Raw genomic sequence first — 17,651 nt, forward strand, 5'->3', positions numbered from 1 at the left:
AGAGCGCTGATGACCGTTGTTGAGCGTTGATGAGCATCGCCGACCAGATTGCCCGCCGCGCCGCCGAGTTGCTCCTGGGCGGTGAGACCTCGGACATGCAGAAGGCCATTGCGCTCGCGGGGGAGGAACTCGGCTTCGCTCGTTCCACATGGCCCGGGCCTGTGCTCGTGCGTCGCCATGCCCGCGCCATGGCTGAGCGGGATCTCGGCGTCGAGGGCCATCGGGCGCTCATGCACCGTCGCCTGCGCATTGCCGAGGAGATCATGACGCTGCTTGAGACGCAGCTTCGGCCGAAGGAACTCTGGCTCGTCGGCCGCGCGGCGAAGGGTCAGCTTGACGCCGACCCCGTCATCCGCGTGCGCTTCCACGGTGATGATCCGATCGGCACCATCGCCGCGGTGCTGGTCGAGGCAGGCTACGAGGAGCCGTCGTTTGAGACCCTTTCGACGCGCGTAGGTCGACTCTCGTCGCTGCGCTTCAATGAAGGCGAAGTGGAGTGTGTCGTGGTGCGCTGCCCGCCGTCGCAGGTGAGCGACAGCACCATCGATCTCGTGACCGGTGGAGCGGTCGTGCGGCAATCACTCGAATCGCTTCGACGCGAGCTGGCCTCGGGCGACGATCAGCCGATGCCGCCCTTGAGCTGACTGCTCGACGAGAACCGGGCCTTCAGCTTGCGCATCGCAGGGTCTTCATCGCGCAAGTAGCCGTCGGGTCGAGCGGGAGTGTCGGCATCGCTTCCGGGGCGAGCCGGTCGCTCCACCAGCGCCTTGATCGAGAGGCTGACACGCTTGCGGTCGGCATCGACCGAGAGCACCTTCGCCGTCACGATCTGGTCCCTCTTGAGCACCCGATCGACCGAGGGAATGCGGTCGTGGCTGACTTCGCTGATGTGGACCAGTCCTTCAAGACCGGTTGCAATCTCGACGAATGCCCCGAACTCCGTGAGTCGCGTGACCCGGCCGGTCACCGTCGCGCCGATGACGATCTCCGACATCTTCTGGAGCACGGGATCGGCCATGATCTGCTTGCGGCCCAGGGCAATCTTCGGCGGCTGCTGCGAGCGATCGATGCGAAGGATCTTGACCTCAAGTTCATCGCCGACCTTGACCACCTCGGAGGGGTGCTTCAAGCGCTCGTGCGCAAGGTCGGCAATGTGAATCAGCCCGTCGATACCGCCAATGTCGGCGAAGGCGCCATAGGGCTGCACGCTGGTCACGGTCGCGCGAATCTGCTGTCCCTCTTCCAGCGTGTCGAGGATCTCATCGCGCTTTCGAGCCCGCTCCTGGGCGAGCGCCGCCTTGCGGCTGAGCACAAGGCGACCCTTCTCCTTCCGGAGTTCGAGGATCTGGCAGGGGAACTTCTGCCCGAGAAACACCGAGATATCGGGGACATGGCGCAGGTCGACCTGACCCGCGGGCATGAACGCCTTGTGATGGGCGACTTCCATTTCGAGCCCGCCCTTGTTCATGCCGATGCAGCGGGCCTCCACCACCTGGCCGACTTCGAGGTGCTCCCAGTCAGCCTTCTGCGTTGCCCCCGGCAGGGAAAGCACATGAAGTCCTTCAAAAGCATCCATGCGCTCGAGAATGAACTCGCGCTCGCTGCCGACTTCGGGCGTCTCCTCGCCGAACTGAACGAGCGGGCAGACGCCCTGCATGAGGTTGCCGAACTCGACAAAGACATCGCCGTCGTGGATCCGCATGATGCGTCCCACGCGGATCTGGCGCTCCGGCTTGGGTGCTCGATCCCGCTGCGAGCCGCGGGGCTTTCGCCGCTGCTGCTTCGAGCGATCGGGCGCACGGCCCTTGTGGCGAGCCGAAGGCGCCGGAGCGCGCTCGCTCCGCTCGGGAGTGCTCGAGTCGTCCGCGCCCTTACCGCCATCATCGCTGCCCGAGAGTTCGATCAGGTCGTCCATTGACATATCGCCCAAAGCCTCGCTGATCTCGCGCTCGAGGGCGTCGTCAAGAGACGGGGCGGGCCGAGCCGGAGGCGTCGGCGGCGTGGTCGGCGATCGATCGGGGGGCTGGGTGGGGTCCATGGGATGCTCCGGCGTCTCGGGAGGGAACCGCATCGGCTGCCGGCGGGCGGTCCTTCAGGGTATCCGAGAGTGGGGGGACGGTTCCAAGCCCCGAGCCGGGGCGATCGGGCAACCAAAGCCGGCTCGAGTTCGTATTCGAGAGCGTCCAGTTATGATCAATGGTTCTCTCTGGTCGCCCCCGGGGTGGCCAGTCACCAGTCCCCGCCACGGCGGGTTCGCGCTCGCATCGGAGGCCAGGAACAACCATGCCAAGCAGCAAGGCCGCGTGGGGTATCGAAGTGGGAGCAGGGGCCGTCAAGGCCATCCGGCTCGAGCGAAGCGGCAGCGAGGTCCAAGTCACGGACTTCGCCTATATCGAACACAAGAAGGTCCTGACAACGCCCGACCTCGATCACAACGAGGTGATCCGGCTCAGCCTCGGGCAGCTCGTCAGTCAGAAGAACTTCGAGAACGAGCGAGTCGTGATGAGCGTGCCCGGGCACTCGGCGCTCGCGCGCTTTGCCAAGTTGCCGCCGGTCGAGCCGAAGAAAATCCCCGACATCGTCAAGTTCGAGGCGGTGCAGCAGATCCCGTTTCCCATCGATCAGGTCGAGTGGGACTACCAGACCTTCTCCGCACCCGACAGCCCCGAGGTCGAAGTCGGCATCTTCGCGATCACCAAGGAGAAGATCGCCGATCGCCTGGCGCTCTACGGCGAGCTTGGTCTGACGCCGGAGATCGTCACGCTCAGCCCGCTCGCGGTCTACAACGCGGCGGTTCACGACCTCGAGACGAAGCCCGGCACCCCGCTCGTCATTCTCGACATCGGGACATCGGCGAGCGACCTCATTGTCGCTCTCGATGGTCACTGCTGGATTCGCACCTTCCCGCTCGGTGGCCATCACTTCACCGAGGCGCTGGAGCAGTCCTTCAGCCTCAGCTACAGCAAGGCGGAGCGCCTCAAGCATGAGTCGGCAACCAGCCAATACGCCAAGCAGATGATGCAGGCGATGCGGCCGGTCATCGGCGACCTGCTTCAGGAAGTGCAGCGAAGCCTCGGCCACTTCCAGACGCTCCACCGGGAAGCGCAGGTCAGTTCGATCATCGGTGTCGGAAGCACCTTCAAGATCCCCGGCCTGCGGAAGTTCCTCGGCCAGCAGCTTCAACTCGAAGTCAATCGCCTTGATGAGTTCAAGAAGATTCGCGTCGAGGGACGCGAGGCTGCGGACTTCGCGGCACATTGCGTGAATTTCGCCACCGCCTATGGCCTCGCCCTTCAGGGGGTCGGACAGTCGGCGATTGCCGTCAATCTCTCGCCCGTCCGCAACATCCGCGAGAAGGTCTGGGCCTCGAAGACGAAATGGTTCGGTGCCGCGGCGGCGATCGCGATCGTGGCGGGCGCCGCGATGACGGTGCGGCCGCTCATCGAGCGCGTCCAGATTCCCGGCGATATGCCGCAGGTGACGCGCGTCAAGAACAGCGGTAAGGGCTTTGTTGATGAGTATCGCCGCGTGGAGTCATCGAGTGACATCGGCTTCGTTGCCGAGAACATGCGGCGCCTGCTGGAAGATCGTGAAGTCTGGCCCTTCCTCGTCAGGGACTCCTTCGAGGCGCTGCGATCGAGCAAGCCCTCGCGCGTCGAGCTCGAGGCGACCAACATCGCCGATGTCCTTCGACTCTCCGCCGGCCAGCGCAATCTCATCATGCTGGAACGGCTCTCCGGCACCTACGACTTCGTGAATGGCCGCCGGGTCATCGATGTTCGAATGCAGGTCACCTTCCCCGAGCGGGATCAGCCTCGCGGGTTCCTCAACTCCACCGTGGGCGACTGGCTTCGGGCGAACGCCGACCGGCCCGATGTGCCCTACATCATCCTGTCCGACACCACCTCGCCCAGCATCGAGGTCACCGGTCCTCTTGGCGGACCAGAGAGCGAGCGCGCTCCGGGGCAGCGAGGGTCCGATGACTCGCTCGATCTTCCCTCGATGCCGGGCCGCGAGGGCGACGCGGGCGCGACCACGCCCTCCGCTCCCCCATCGCAGGGACATCCGGGGCGCCAAAGACCCGGCGCAGGCGGCGGCGTGTCACGCGGTGGCGACGGCGGCGGGGGGGGTGTCGGCTTCGGAATCGGTGAATTGAAGCCGCCGCCTGGCACCGATCGCGAGCCTGTCGAAGAGGAGCGACGGCAGGGGCCCACCGGGCCCTCGCCCGAGGAGGTCGCCGAGGCGAAGGAACTGGATCAACTCGCGCCGATTCCGGGGCTGCCGGGCATCTACTCCAATGTGCGCTTCCATCGTGCCGTGATCACCTTCCGGGTCCAGCTTCGTGGTGATGCTGGTCCTGCGCCTGCCACCGAGGAGGGCGTGCAGTGAATTTCAAGCTGGTGCTCGACTGGGTTCGCCGCCATGTCTTCATCGTTGTCTTCGGCGTGATCATCATCGCGGCGCCGGTCACCGGCTGGTTGATCGGCGGTCGTCTGAAGGGTGGGGTCGTGAACGACCTCAACTCCAAGAAGAGCGACATGGACGCCTTGAGTTCGCTCGAAGCGTCCAAGGTGACACTGAACATTCCGGGCCGTGAACCGGTGACCGTTCAGACCACCGTGAATCGACAGGTGATCGACTCATACAGCGGCATCGTGGAGGCCCTGCGGGCCGATGCAGACACGGTGCGGACCGCGGCCCTTCGTCACAACTCGAAGAATCGCGATGTCCTGCTCACCGAGATCTTCCCGGCTCCGCCCGACGCCCGCCGCGCCGATGCGCATGAGCGCTTCTACCCGGCGCTCGTCGCCGCGTATCAGGCGCTCCTTGAGGAGATCCGCGCCGGTCAGCCGCCTCCCACCGCCGAGGTTCGTGAGCAGCTTCAGCGTCGTTCGTCGGCGTTCATCGCGTCGGTGGGCGGTGGAAAGCGGACTCGCGAGGAGCTGAACCCCGACGATCGCAAGCGCCTCGATGACGACCTGCTCGGGGCGCGCAAGAGCATCTACGCCGAGGTCGCGCGCGGCATCGGCCTCTATGCCACGCTCGAGTCGATCGGCATGCCCCGACTCCCCTCCAACATTCCCTCGACCGGCATGCCTCTCGATCGAATGTTCGAGTGGAACTGGAATCTCTGGGTCACCCAGGATGTGGTCCGGGGTCTTGCCGCTGCCAACGCAGGCTTCGACGATGTAACGACGGCGCCGGTCAAGCGCATCGTGCAGTTGCGAGTGGAACCGCTGCCTCGTGGTGAAGGCAGGCCCATGGCGCCGGCGGGCACTGATGATGACGGCGGCGGTGGCGGTGGCGGCGGTGGTGGCTCGCCGGTTGATCCCAGGTCGGAGGTCCAGCGGGACTTCTCGATGTCGTTCACCGGACGCCTGTCGAACAGCCTTTACGATGTTCGTCGAGTGACCTTGCGCGTCATCATCGAGACGGCGCAGTTGCCTCGAGTGGTCGATGCCCTCGCCCGACAGAACTTCATCACCGTCACCAATGTCGACCTGGTGCCCGTTGATCCCTTCGCCGCGGCGCGCGAGGGCTTCCTCTATGGAGCCGAGCCTCTCTCCGAGGCGACGCTGACCCTCGAAACGATTCAGCTCCGCGAATGGACCACCCTCCGAATGCCCGCCGAAATGAAGGCCCGCATCGGCACCTCCGGCCTTGGTGGCTCGAGCGGCGGGGATGAGCACGGCGGCCTGTGAACCCGATCAGTCAGGAGTTTTCGTCATGAAGGGCATTTCCTTCTTCGAACTGCATGTTGAGAAGATCGTGGTCGGCGCCGCAGCGGCGCTGCTCCTTGGCGCCGTGGCGATGGAAGTGATGAGCGGCAGGTCGGTCAAGGCGGGGAATGCCACCCTGACGCCCGGCAATGTCGGCGAGTCGCTTGATCAGCGTGCGCGCGCCATCGAGAGTCGGCTCAACGAGGGTCGACTTCCGGCTGAGCTCAGCGTTGACCAGATTCCCCGGGTTGCCACACAATTCACCGCCGCGCTGGAGGGTGGCGTCTCTCCCGTGGCGACGCTTCCGCGCATCGAGCCGACGCTTGCGGGAGACCTGCTCCAAAGCGGATCGATCTCTGACACTTGGTATCGCATGCCCGTGGTGCCCCAACTCGCGATGGTGCCGGATGTCGGCCAGACTTCCGATGCGATCGTGAGCGAGACCTTCGAGGCCCCCGAGAACAAGGGGCTCGCAGCGCTCTTCCCGGGTCGTGTAGATGGCGTTACCGTCGATGTGACTTTCACGACGCCAGCCGCGTGGCTCGATGTTCGAGCGGCGCGAGAGGAGCTTCGTCGCGGTGACACCGCCGCCCGTCCGCCACTCTCACCGGCGCCATCGGCGTGGTACCAGGAGGGGCTCTTCGTCATCGATGTCGTTTTCGAGCGAGAAGAGCTTCTGCCGGACGGCACCTGGGGTCGGCGGCGCGAGGTGTCGCCTCTGCCGGATCGCCTCTCGTTCCGAAGTCGGATTCCTCGGGCGGATATTGAGGTCCGCAACGAAGTCCTCGGTCTGTTGGCGCGACCCGTCAATCAGTTCGAGATTCTCCAGCCAGCGTTCTACCCGACGAAGAACGACAGTTGGATCTCACCGATTCATGCCGCTACGGCCACAGCCGGTGGCGCCCCCGAGCCTGATTCGCGCGAGATCATTCGACTTCGACAGCGCATCTCGAACATCGAACGGGATATTCGCCGCAAGGAAGATGCGTTGAAGGAGATGGGCGGTCCGCTTGATGATGATCCCTCGCGTCCTCGTGGCGGCGGCGGTTCGGGCGGCCGGGAAGGTGGCGGCGGAGGCGGAGGCTTCAGCGGCGGCGGAACTGGCGGCATTGGCGGTGGTGGCGGCGGAACCGCCGGTCACGGCAGCGGGGGTGGCGCTTCCGGCGATGCGATGAAGGATGCGCAACGGCGTCGTTTGACCCGAGAGTTGCGGGAGCACCGCGAAGACCTGGCGCGGCGGCGCGACGAGCTTGCAGCCCGATCTCCTGCGGCTGCGGCGGCTGACGAGGACCAGGCGGAGCGACGCTCGGCGGACCTCGGCACGCTTGAGAGAGTCATGGTCTGGGCCCACGACCTCGAGGTGAAGCCGCAGGTCTCCTACCGCTATCGAGCAGTCGCCAAGATGTTCAACCCGTTCTTTGCCCGGACGCGTCAGCTCGTGTCCGAGCAGTCGAACTTCGCGCAGTCGCTTGTGATCGTGAGCGCACCGAGTGCATGGTCGAACCCCGTGCAGGTCACGCCCTCATCGACATTCTTTGTGACCGGCGCCACCGCGGAAGGTGGCGCGATGGGGCTCGGCGCCGCGGACATCGAGGTCTATCGACTGGTCGAAGGCATCCGTCGCCGGCAGACATTCTCGGTGCAGCCCGGCGAGCGGATCGGCCGAGTGGTCGAGCCTCGCCGAGGTGAGGCCGGAGATCCGATCGACTTCACCACGGATTGGTTTGTTGTCGCCATTGTCGAGGACACATCAATCGATCGAGGCGATCAGGATCGCAACCGTGGGTTCATTGTGGTGGTGCGAGAAGCAACCGGAGCCGATGGCTTCGAGCTGCGATCACCGTCCGCGGACACGGAGAGCATCGATCGCCGCCGATTGATGGACGAAGCCAATCAGGCCACGGCGGCGGCGCCACCCGCGGATCGACCAGGCTCGTGAGCTTGTGCATCGGCCGAGCAGCCGCCACAGATCTCACGCTGAACGCCCCGAGGATTGAGGGGCCTCGTGACTCTGTGCATCGGGTGAGCAGCCGCCACAGGTCTCGCACCGCCCGCCCTGCGAATCGACCGGGTTCGTGACCATGACCGCCGCGGAACGGCCCCGCTCGCTCGGAGCCACTCCTGGTCGGCCGGCACCTCGGTGGCTGGACTCAGACGCCCAAAGTCCTGAGGTTCCTAGGCTTCTGACCGCTACCGCTCCGACGGGGCACGGATTGGTCTGACGATCTCGGCCCCGGCGCCAGCTTGAGGCCGCATCCGGCTCGGCCCGATTGAGGCCTGGCATGGGGTCGTCCAAAGCGTGAACGGGTCGGAATCTCGGCCGAGAGTGGGCTTTCCCCGCGCTCATCACAGGTCCTCCGCGGCCCCTCCACGAGAAGCATGGAGATGGGTTGACAGCATGGAAAATCTCGCTACACTCTCCGGTCCGCCTCAGGGAGCACCTGAGTCGGCAGAAGGCCAGTGACACTCGTCACGAACCCTCTGAACCACATGTGAACCGCATTCGTTTCGCGGCCCTCACACAGTTCTTTGACAAGTCATGCAGCAGACACGGCGCCGTCCGGCGTACCGGCACCCAGGCTCAACACCTGGCCGACCGGGCCTCGAACGGCGCACACCGAGAGCGATTTGTTTGTTAGACGAGCAGCTTGAGCGCTCCGGCTCCCGAGTCACTTGACCAACCGGTCCGGTGAATCGTGAAGTCCGGAGCACACCGGCCGCCCCGCGGCGGTCGGCAGCATGATCGAAGAGACCTTCTTCAAGGTCGACTCTCCTCACCCGCGTTCACGCGGTTGAAGATGGTTGAACCGACGGGGCTTGGTCGACGCGGTCAAGCTGGAAAGGGCACACGGTGAATGTCTTGGCGTCGAGAGGCGATGAAGGACGTAGGAACCTGCGATAAGCCTAGGGGAGCTGGTAACCGAGCATCGATCCTAGGATTTCCGAATGGGGCAACCCGGCCGAAAGGTCATCTGCGGCTGAATGCATAGGCCGTATGAAGCGAACGCAGCGAACTGAAACATCTCAGTAGCTGTAGGAAAGGAAAGCAACCGCGACTCCGCGAGTAGCGCCGAGCGAAAGCGGACGAACCAGTATCGTGGCGAACGACTTGGAAAAGTCGACCAAAGAAGGTGATAGTCCTGTATGCACGTACCTGGGAAATGGCTTCAAGTAGAGTCAGGCTCGAGAAACCTGGCTTGAACATGGGGGGACCACCCTCCAAGCCTGAGTACTCCTCGACGACCGATAGTGAACCAGTAAGGCGACTGAACGATGAAAAGCACCCCGATCAGGGGAGTGAAAAGCACCTGAAACCGTGTGCTTACACAGCGGTCACGGGCCGTAAGGCTTGTGGCGTGCCTTTTGCATAATGAGCTGGCGAGTTACTCTCTGCGGCAAGGCTAAGCCGTTCCGCGGCGCAGCCGAAGGGAAACCGAGTCTTAAAAGGGCGCACAGTTGCAGGGGGTAGACGCGAAACCGGTTGATCTACCCATGGGCAGGTTGAAGGGGGGGTAACACCTCCTGGAGGACCGAAGCCGTGAACGTTGAAAAGTTCTGGCATGACCTGTGGGGAGGGCTTAAAGTGCAATCATAACCGGAGATATCTCGTTCTCCTCGAAATAGTTTAGGGACTAGCCTCGGGGGTCACGGCGCGGGGGTAGAGCGACTGAATGGGTTCGAGGGCCTACCCGGCTACTCCGCCCAATCAAACTCCGAATACCGTGCCCGTTGCCCCGGGAGTAAGAGTGCGAGCGATAATGTTCGTGCTCAAAAGGGAAACAACCCAGACCATCGGTTAAGGTCCCCAAATGACTCTCAGTTCGAAAGGTAGTTGGATTGCTGTGACAGCCAGGATGTTGGCTTAGAAGCAGCCACCATTTAAAAAGTGCGTAACAGCTTACTGGTCGAGGAATCCAGCGCCGATAATTATCGGGAATAAGAGTCATACCGAAACCGTGGCCAGCCATCGCAAGATGGTTGGGGTAGAGGAGCGTTGCTGCCAGCTGCGAAGCTTTCCCGCGAGGGTTGGTGGAGCGGCAGCAAGTGAATATGCCAGCTTGAGTAACGATTAATGGAGTGAGAATCTCCATCGCCGAAAGTCCAAGGTTTCCTGGGGAAGGTAATTCCGCCCAGGGTTAGGCGGTGCCTAAGGCGAGGCCGAAAGGCGTAGTCGATGGACAGCCGGTCAATATTCCGGCCCTCTCATGTGCGGTTGACCCGGCGTGACGGATTGTGAAGCGACCGCGGCCCAGTGAAGCGGGCAGGCCCTTGAGGCCGATGCGGCGTGGAACGGTCCCAAGAAAAGCCGTCCGGTGACAAGCATGAGAACCGTACCAAAACTGACACAGGTGGACGTGGCGAATAGCCTCAGGCGCTCGAGAAAACGGTCGTGAAGGAACTAGGCAATTTGACCCCGTACGTTCGCAAGAAGGGGGCCCTCCTCGAAAGAGAGGGCGCAGAGAAAAGGCTCTGGGAACTGTTTATCAAAAACACAGCACTGTGCGAACTCGCAAGAGGATGTATACAGTGTGACGCTTGCCCGGTGCCGGAACGTCAAAGAAGCCGGTTAGCAGCAATGCGAAGCTGGCGACTGAAGCGCCGGTAAACGGCGGCCGTAACTCTGACGGTCCTAAGGTAGCGAAATTCCTTGTCGGGTAAGTTCCGACGCGCATGAATAGCGTAATCACTGGAGCACTGTCTCCACGACCGACTCGGTGAAATAGTAGTGGCGGTGAAGATGCCGCCTACCCGCAGCAAGACGGAAAGACCCCGTGCACCTTTACTGTACGCTTGCAGTGGTCATGGATTTATTCTGCGTAGCATAGCTGGGAGCCTTTGAAGCTCGGTTTTCGGATCGAGTGGAGGCGTCAGTGAAATACCAGTCTGAGTCAGTTCGTGGCCTAACCCTGATTCCCGTGAAACCGGGCAGGGAACACTGCATGCCGGGCAGTTTGACTGGGGCGGTCTCCTCCAAAAGAGTAACGGAGGAGTGCAAAGGTTGGCTCAGCGCGGTTGGCAACCGCGCCTCGAGTGCAAGAGCACAAGCCAGCTTTACCGTGAGCGATACAGCGCAAACGGTCTCGAAAGAGGGCTCTAGTGATCCGGCGATCCCGTGTGGAAGGGTCGTCGCTCAACGGATAAAAGGTACGCCGGGGATAACAGGCTGATCGCTCCCGAGCGTCCATAGCGGCGGAGCGGTTTGGCACCTCGATGTCGGCTCATCACATCCTGGGGCTGAAGGCGGTCCCAAGGGTTAGGCTGTTCGCCTATTAAAGTGGTACGCGAGCTGGGTTCAGACCGGCGTGAGCCAGGTCGGTCCCTATCTGCTGTGGGCGTAGCAACATTGAGAGGAGACATCTTTAGTACGAGAGGATTGGGATGGACGTACCCCTGGTGTGCCAGTTGCACCGCTCGGTGCATCGCTGGGTAGCTAAGTACGGCAGGGATAACCGCTGAAAGCATCTAAGCGGGAAGCCCACCTCGAGATTAGTGTTGCATGTCCTTGTGACGAGAGACCCCCGGTAGACCACCGGGTTGATAGGCCGCATGTGCACGCGGAGAAATCCGTTCAGCAAAGCGGTACTAACGGTCGATTGCTTGGCCGCGTCGACCGGGTTCCGTCGAATCTCCGCTCCTCATCAAGAGGGGAGCGGGTTCGGATGGCCCGGACGACCAGGTGTCGCGCACCAGCGCGACGCATGCTGGTCAAGCTGCTCGCAGAATGAACGCTCTCATCAATTTGGCCGTCGTGGCCTTCTCCGGATTCACCTCCGGTCAGGTCACCCGACCTCGTGTCTGTTGCATGGTCATCCACGGTCGCCGGCGCGAAGGCGTCGGCGACCGATTGTCGGCGACCATAGGCGGAGGGAAACACCTGTTCCCATTCCGAACACAGCAGTGAAGACTCCGCCGCCGATGATACTGCTCAGCGGGAAAGTAGGTCATCGCCGACTTTGATGGGCTCCACCGGTTTCGGCCGGTGGAGCCCGCTTTGTTTTTGCGGCATGCGGCGGCTCGTCGGCACGACTTCCTTCCATCCGCTATGATGCCACGACTCGGATGGTCCGAGCCACCGCGGGGCGGGGCACGCATCCACATCCCCACACAATTCGTTCATGTTCAAGGTCTTCGTTGGCAACCTCGACCAGAGGACAACCGCCGACTCGCTTCGACCGATCTTCGAGCCCTTCGGGGACCTCGACGAGATCATTGTCGCGATCGATCCCAAGACGAAGCGCTCGCGAGGCTTCGCCATCGTGCTCTTCCGTGACCCGCTCAAGGGCCAGCTCGCCATCGAGACGCTGACCGGGCGGAAGATCAACGGTCGCACGATCATCATCAATGAGGCGCTGAAGAAGGGGAAGGCTCCCCAACGCGGCCCGGGTCAGATGGCGAGGCAAGGTCCCTTCGGACCTCGGCTCGGCACCGCCCGGGGCGGCGTGGGTGGTCGGCGCTTCAGCAACCGGAACCCCCGTCGGGGCAGTAGCGCCGGCGGCCCGGGCGGATCTCGCCCCGGAGGGCCGGTACCAGGTTCATCACCGGGTGCGGCACCGCCGGCACGAAGCAGTGAGTCTCCACCAGCAGGCGGCCCACCCCGTCCGCAAGGACCTCCTCCGACTGGCGCGAGCGATCCGTCGCGGCGTCCGCCTTCGCCCTGATGCGCGTTCGAGCCGGTCCGCGGCGTCCGCCATCGCCCTGATGCGCGTTCGAGCCAGTTCGCGGCGTCCGCCTTCGCCCTGATGCGCGTTCGAGCCAGTTCGCGGCGTCCGCCTTCGCCCTGATGCGCGTTCGAGCCAGTTCGCGGCGTCCGCCTTCGCCCTGATGCGCGTTCGAGCCGGTCCGCGCGTGCGCCGAATCGAGCTGCGGACCGATCTCGCATGCGCCGGGTGCGCGAGCGTGCACCGCGCGCGCCACGCTCGGTCCCACGCCTGCCCGGTTGTATACTCCGCTCTTCCGACCTTCTCGTGACGGCCCATCCTGCCGGCTGGGTGCGCGACGCGGGCTCGGCGTCCGTATAGCTGTCATGCCATTTGTCGAAGCGAAGACTCCCAAGGGTCTCAGGCGGCTGGAGCTCGAAACCGACCAGGTGACGGTCGGCCGACTGCCGGAGAACACCGTCCATGTGGACGACGAATCTCTGAGCCGCAGGCATTGCGTGCTGGAGCCCTTTGAGGGCGGCTGGCGCGTGCGGGACCTCGGAAGTCGCAACGGTACCAAGGTCAATGGGATGCGAGTCGCCGAATCACCCCTCGCCAACGGCGACATCGTTCGCGCTGGATCGGTCGAGATCCGATTCGTCGATCCCCAGGAGACCGCGGCGCCCAAGCCCAGACTCACTCCGGACTTCAAGGCTGCCGCCGAGGCCCGCCAGAAATGGGCCTACGCCCAGAACACCATCGACCTCGATCTCTCGGAGATCGCCTCGAAGGCCCAGACCGACTACGAGCGGCGGCTGCGCGAGATCTGCGACGCGGCGCATGAGAAGCCGTTCGATGAGAACGGCATCGCCCTCGTCGACTGTCGCGGCGTCACCGTGCACCAGGCGGTCGCCGGTGGGATCGAAGCGGGGCGCGATGATGAGGCCCGCGAGAGCATTCGCGTCTTCCGTCTGCTGCTGCTCACGGCGTTTCGCGCCCGGGCCACGGACATTCACTTCGAGCCGCGCGCCGAGAAGGCCGTGGTGCGCCTCCGCGTTGACGGCGTGATGCTCACGGCGGTTGAACTCTCGCTCACCATTCTCCGCCGGGTGCTCGGCATGGTGAAGGTGCTCTGCCAGATCGACACGAGCCTGAAGGCGCAGGTGCAGGACGGCCACTTCACCGCCATTGCCGGCGGCCGCCGCGTCGATTATCGCGTCAGCCTCACACCTGCGGTGCATGGGCAGAAGCTCGTCGTTCGCGTGCTCGACAGCTCGAATGCGCCATCGCGCCTCGACCAGCTCGGTCTGCTGCCGTGGATGTACGAGAAGCTTCGGGTCATCGCCACGCGCGACGCGGGCATGCTTCTTGCCTGCGGTCCGACCGGCAGCGGCAAGACCACCACGCTCTACTCGTGCCTGCGCGAGATCGATGTCGATGTGCGCAACGCCATCACCATCGAGGACCCCGTCGAGTACTACCTCGAAGGGTGCACGCAGATTCCCATCGACCACAAGCAGGGCAACACCTTCGCCACCATCCTGCGATCGGTGCTGCGGCAGGACCCCGATGTGATCTTCGTCGGTGAGATCCGCGACATCGAAACCGCCAATGTCGCGATGCAGGCCGCGATGACCGGGCACCTCGTCTACTCCACGGTCCACTCGAAGGACTCGATCGGGGCCATCTTCCGCCTGCTCGACCTTGGCGTCGAGAGCTATCTCGTGGCGAATGCCATCAGCCTGATCGTCGCCCAGCGCCTCACGCGCGTGCTCTGCGACTCGTGCAAGAAGCCGATCAAGCCGACTCCTTCTCAGGTGCTGAAGATGGGGCGCTCACTCGAGGGCATTTCGCAGATCTCTGTGGCGCAGGGCTGCGCGATGTGTCTCGGAACCGGCTACATGGGCCGGCGCGCGCTCTTCGAGCTGCTCGAGGCCAACGACGCGCTGCGGGACATCATCCTGCGGAAGCCGACCATATCGGCGATCCGCGAGGTGCTGGCCACCGGGCTCTTCGTCACCCTTCAGCAGTTCGGCTTTCACCAGGTGGCGCAGGGCGTCACGACCTTCGAAGAGGTCGAGCGCGTTGCGGGCAGCGAGTGACCGGCGACGACCCGTTCGAGCGCCTGGGTTGTCCGCGCCGATTTCGCGTGGCGGATGAGGAGATCCGTGCGCTCCAGCGCTCGGCGCTGGCGCGCGCGCATCCAGATCGCGCCGGCGACGCGATGCAGCGGGCCAATGACCTGCGGGAGTCGGCGCTCATCAGCGCGGCCGCCAGGGTGCTTCGCAATCCGATCGAGCGGGCGGCGATCCTCCTTCGCCAGGCGGGCATTGATCCAGCGCCTCCGGCGCCTCCGGCGCTCCTGATGCAGAGCCTCGAGTGGCAGGAGGCGATCGAATCGGCGCGCGCCGAGGGTGAAGCGCCGCTCGCTGCGGCGCGGGCACCGGTTGAAGCGCGCCGCGACGAGGTGCTTGCCGAACTCGCCGAGGCCATCGATGGAGAATTCGTTGCAAGAGAGGGGGGGGCCGAGACAGGCGCCGAGCCGCCGACTCGCGGAGAGCCGTCAGCCGGTCACGCGCATGCTGCGAGAGAAGAGCCGGTGCGCGGCGGTGGATTGCCAGCGCGCGGAGAGTCGTCAGCCGGTCACGCGCATGCGGCGCGAGACTCAGGAAAGGTGCCCGGCCACCAGGGGCTCGGCGGTGCTGCGTCAGTCCGACGCACCGCGATTGCCGATGGCCCGCGTGCGGCGCTCCTGCTGACCGAGCTTCGCCAGCTGTCACGACTGCTCGAAGCGCCGCGCGGCGGGGAGTTCGACCGGTGACACCCACGGACTGGATTCTGGCGACGGCCCTCCTTCCGCTCCTCGTCTGCAGCGCGATCTTCAGCTGCTCGGAGACGGTGCTCTTTGGACTCTCACAGAGCGATCGACTTTGGCTTCGCCGGGAGCGGGCGAGCGTGGCCGCCATCGTCGATCACCTGCTGCTCGATCCGCGTCAACTCCTCATCACCATCCTGCTGGTGAACATGACGGTGAACACGCTCTACTTCGTCACGACCAGCGTGATGTTGATCCGGGTGAGCGAAAGCTGGGTCGTGAGCACGCTCGCCTCGATTATCACGCTGATCATGCTCATTCTGCTGGGTGAGATCCTTCCGAAGCTTGCGGCCAATGCAGCTCGCCGGCGCCTGGTGGGCGTCTGCGTGACGCTGATTCGGCCGGTGCACCTGCTCCTTGCTCCGGTGCGGATACTGCTCGACCGGACCGTCGTTACGCCGGCCGCGCGGCTCATTGGCGGCGGAGAAGCGAGCGGTCTCAGCGTCGGCGAGATCGATGAAGCGCTCGAGTCGGCGAGCCGGAGCGGACTGGTCGATGAACGGGGCCGAGGCGTGCTCGCCCGCGTGGTTCGCCTCGGCGCCCTGCGTGTTCGCGATGTCATGACGCCACGCGTCGATCTCGTGGCTGTCCCTGTGCAGGCGAGTCGATCATTGGTCGCGACCGTCGCGGGACGCGCAGGTTTGACGCGACTGGTCGTCCATCGCGGTGACTTCGATGACATCGAGGGCTTTCTCAATGTACGAAGCTTTCTCCTTGATCCAAGAGGCGACCGCACACCGCTGGCCGACCACTGCCGCCCCGCCCTGGTGGTGCCCGAGGTGGCCACCGTGCAACAGCTCCTCGATCTCTTCAGGCAACGAGGCCGACAGATCGCCGTCGTGGTCGATGAGTTCGGCGGCACTGAGGGTGTGGTCTCCCTGGAAGACGCGGTCGAAGAGATTGTCGGAGACATCCAGGCTCCCGGTGAGGCGCCGATTCCACCGCCGCAACCGACGGCCGATGGTCGCTGGCGCGTCAGCGGCGAGATGCCGGCCGTCGAGTTTGCACGGGTCTTCGGCCTCGTCCTCGGGCCCGACGCACCGGCAACGGCGGGAGGCGTCACCCTCGAACAACTCGGCCATGAGCCGCGACAGGGCAATCGCGTCGTGATCGATGGGATGACCGTCGAGGTGGCCTTTGTGCAGCGAGGCCGAATCCGCGAGCTCATCGTTGATCGCGCACCGGAGAGCGAGCCATGACCTTGGAGGTGGCGCTCTTCTTCACGCTGCTGATCGCGCTGGGCGTGCTTCTCTCGGCGCTCTGCTCGGGCATAGAGACGGGGATCTACACCACGAATCGAGTCCGGCTCGCGCTTCGAGTCGCGGAAGGGCAGCGTCGGGCGCGGATCCTGCGCGACGAGATGGATCACCCCAATCGACTCCTCGCGGCCCTCTTGATCGCCAACACCATCGCGAATGACTTCGTGGCGATTGGAATCTCGCGTGTGCTGCATGGCGTGGGCCTTGGACCTTTCGGTGCCGTCGTGGTCAACACCATGATCGTGGTGCCCATCCTCTTCATCTTCGGAGAGGTGATTCCCAAGGACCTCTTCCGACGATCGGCCGATCGCGCGACTCAGGCGCTGGCGCCAGGCCTTCGCGCCGCACGCTTGCTGTTGACCTGGTGCGGCCTTGTTCCACTCGTGCAGGGGACCTCGACGGCCGTCCTGCGGCTCCTCGGTGCCGAGCCTGACGCGCCACTGACTTCTCGTCAGCGCCTCGCGCGCATCTTCGAAGAGGGCGTCGGTTCAGGGGCCCTCAGCGAAGAGCAGGTGTCGCTGGCTGAACGCGTGATGGGCGTCGCTGGCCGAACGGTCGCGGAGCGGATGATTCCGTGGCGGCGCGCATCGGTCATTCGAGCGAACCTCGATCAACCGGTGCGTCATGTGACCGTGCGGGGTGACGGTTTCAGTCGCTATCCCGTGGTGGGTTCCGATGGTCGTGTGATCGGCGTCGTGGCGGCGCTCGACCTGCTGACGGCTCCGGAGCGATCGCTGGGTGAAGTGGTCCACAACGCGTGCTGGGTCGATCCCGGCACACGGCTGCTCGAGGCGCTTGAAGTGCTGCGGCGTGAGCGCGCGAAGCTGGCGGTCGTGGGTTCTCCGAAAGGGGGGCCTGTTGGGGTGATCACGCTCAGTGATCTGGTCGAGCCGCTCGTCGGCTCGTTCAAGGGCGACCTCTGATCGTTGGCGTCGGCCGGAGGGTGGCGCCGCGCCGACACAGATGGCGCACGCGGCAGGACCGTCACGACAGGATTCGTCAGCATCGCAGGCGGTTGAGGTTCCGAGCTTCACGCGGTTGGCAACCATGCCAAGCGCACGGCCCGATCCACCATGCGAAGCGGTCGACTCCGAACAGGTCGACCTCGGGGCCGCGTGGGGATGCTGAGGCGCTGGCACCGCGGCAAGCGGAATCGAAG

10 protein-coding genes and 2 rRNA genes are annotated in these 17,651 nt (G+C 64.3%); 11 read left to right on the forward strand and 1 reads right to left on the reverse strand.

Going from position 1 to position 17,651, the window contains the following annotated elements; all coding sequences use genetic code 11:
• Positions 1-29 precede the first annotated feature (29 nt).
• Complete coding sequence (locus tag KF724_13230) at positions 30-644, forward strand: hypothetical protein (protein MBX3356653.1); 615 nt, start codon at positions 30-32, stop codon at positions 642-644.
• On the opposite strand, the gene KF724_13235 is transcribed toward KF724_13230, so the two are convergent.
• Positions 620-2,038, reverse strand: a complete 1,419-nt coding sequence (locus tag KF724_13235; protein ID MBX3356654.1) for a S1 RNA-binding domain-containing protein — start codon at positions 2,036-2,038, stop codon at positions 620-622. The genes KF724_13230 and KF724_13235 overlap by 25 nt on opposite strands.
• A gap of 245 nt (positions 2,039-2,283) precedes the next feature.
• On the opposite strand from KF724_13235, the gene pilM reads away from it, so the two are divergent.
• The 10 genes from pilM (at position 2,284) to KF724_13285 (ending at position 17,415) form a co-directional block, all read left to right on the forward strand.
• Positions 2,284-4,389 carry a type IV pilus assembly protein PilM gene (pilM, locus tag KF724_13240; GenBank protein MBX3356655.1) on the forward strand — a complete coding sequence of 702 codons (2,106 nt, stop codon included), beginning with the start codon at positions 2,284-2,286 and terminating at the stop codon, positions 4,387-4,389.
• Positions 4,386-5,702, forward strand: a complete 1,317-nt coding sequence (locus KF724_13245; protein ID MBX3356656.1) for a hypothetical protein — start codon at positions 4,386-4,388, stop codon at positions 5,700-5,702. The genes pilM and KF724_13245 overlap by 4 nt, the downstream gene beginning before the upstream one ends.
• A gap of 25 nt (positions 5,703-5,727) precedes the next feature.
• Complete coding sequence (locus KF724_13250; GenBank protein ID MBX3356657.1) at positions 5,728-7,659, forward strand: hypothetical protein; 1,932 nt, start codon at positions 5,728-5,730, stop codon at positions 7,657-7,659.
• An 889-nt stretch (positions 7,660-8,548) separates the two neighbouring features.
• A 23S ribosomal RNA gene (locus tag KF724_13255) occupies positions 8,549-11,326 on the forward strand.
• A 241-nt stretch (positions 11,327-11,567) separates the two neighbouring features.
• Positions 11,568-11,674: ribosomal RNA gene (gene rrf, locus KF724_13260) — 5S ribosomal RNA — on the forward strand.
• A 162-nt stretch (positions 11,675-11,836) separates the two neighbouring features.
• Positions 11,837-12,379 carry an RNA-binding protein gene (locus KF724_13265; GenBank protein ID MBX3356658.1) on the forward strand — a complete coding sequence of 181 codons (543 nt, stop codon included), beginning with the start codon at positions 11,837-11,839 and terminating at the stop codon, positions 12,377-12,379.
• 365 nt (positions 12,380-12,744) lie between these two features.
• Positions 12,745-14,460: a Flp pilus assembly complex ATPase component TadA gene (gene tadA / locus KF724_13270; GenBank protein ID MBX3356659.1), complete on the forward strand. Its 1,716-nt coding sequence runs from the start codon at positions 12,745-12,747 to the stop codon at positions 14,458-14,460.
• A complete protein-coding gene (locus KF724_13275) occupies positions 14,457-15,179 on the forward strand; it encodes a hypothetical protein (GenBank protein MBX3356660.1) in 723 nt (240 codons plus the stop codon). Before tadA ends, KF724_13275 begins: the two co-directional genes overlap by 4 nt.
• On the forward strand, positions 15,176-16,432 hold the full coding sequence (locus tag KF724_13280) for an HlyC/CorC family transporter (GenBank protein ID MBX3356661.1): 1,257 nt from the start codon (positions 15,176-15,178) through the stop codon (positions 16,430-16,432). Before KF724_13275 ends, KF724_13280 begins: the two co-directional genes overlap by 4 nt.
• Positions 16,429-17,415 carry a DUF21 domain-containing protein gene (locus tag KF724_13285; protein ID MBX3356662.1) on the forward strand — a complete coding sequence of 329 codons (987 nt, stop codon included), beginning with the start codon at positions 16,429-16,431 and terminating at the stop codon, positions 17,413-17,415. The genes KF724_13280 and KF724_13285 overlap by 4 nt, the downstream gene beginning before the upstream one ends.
• Positions 17,416-17,651 lie beyond the last annotated feature (236 nt).

It is taken from the genome of Phycisphaeraceae bacterium, assembly GCA_019636735.1.
Classification (GTDB): domain Bacteria; phylum Planctomycetota; class Phycisphaerae; order Phycisphaerales; family SM1A02; genus VGXK01.

Excerpts from the sequence above, each read along its gene's own strand:
- KF724_13265 (MBX3356658.1), top strand. The coding sequence starts at position 11,837 with ATGTTCAAGGTCTTCGTTGGCAACCTCGACCAGAGGACAACCGCCGAC.
- KF724_13235 (MBX3356654.1), bottom strand. The coding sequence starts at position 2,038 with ATGGACCCCACCCAGCCCCCCGATCGATCGCCGACCACGCCGCCGACG.
- KF724_13230 (MBX3356653.1), top strand. The coding sequence starts at position 30 with ATGAGCATCGCCGACCAGATTGCCCGCCGCGCCGCCGAGTTGCTCCTG.
- KF724_13250 (MBX3356657.1), top strand. The coding sequence starts at position 5,728 with ATGAAGGGCATTTCCTTCTTCGAACTGCATGTTGAGAAGATCGTGGTC.
- KF724_13285 (MBX3356662.1), top strand. The coding sequence starts at position 16,429 with ATGACCTTGGAGGTGGCGCTCTTCTTCACGCTGCTGATCGCGCTGGGC.
- tadA (MBX3356659.1), top strand. The coding sequence starts at position 12,745 with ATGCCATTTGTCGAAGCGAAGACTCCCAAGGGTCTCAGGCGGCTGGAG.
- pilM (MBX3356655.1), top strand. The coding sequence starts at position 2,284 with ATGCCAAGCAGCAAGGCCGCGTGGGGTATCGAAGTGGGAGCAGGGGCC.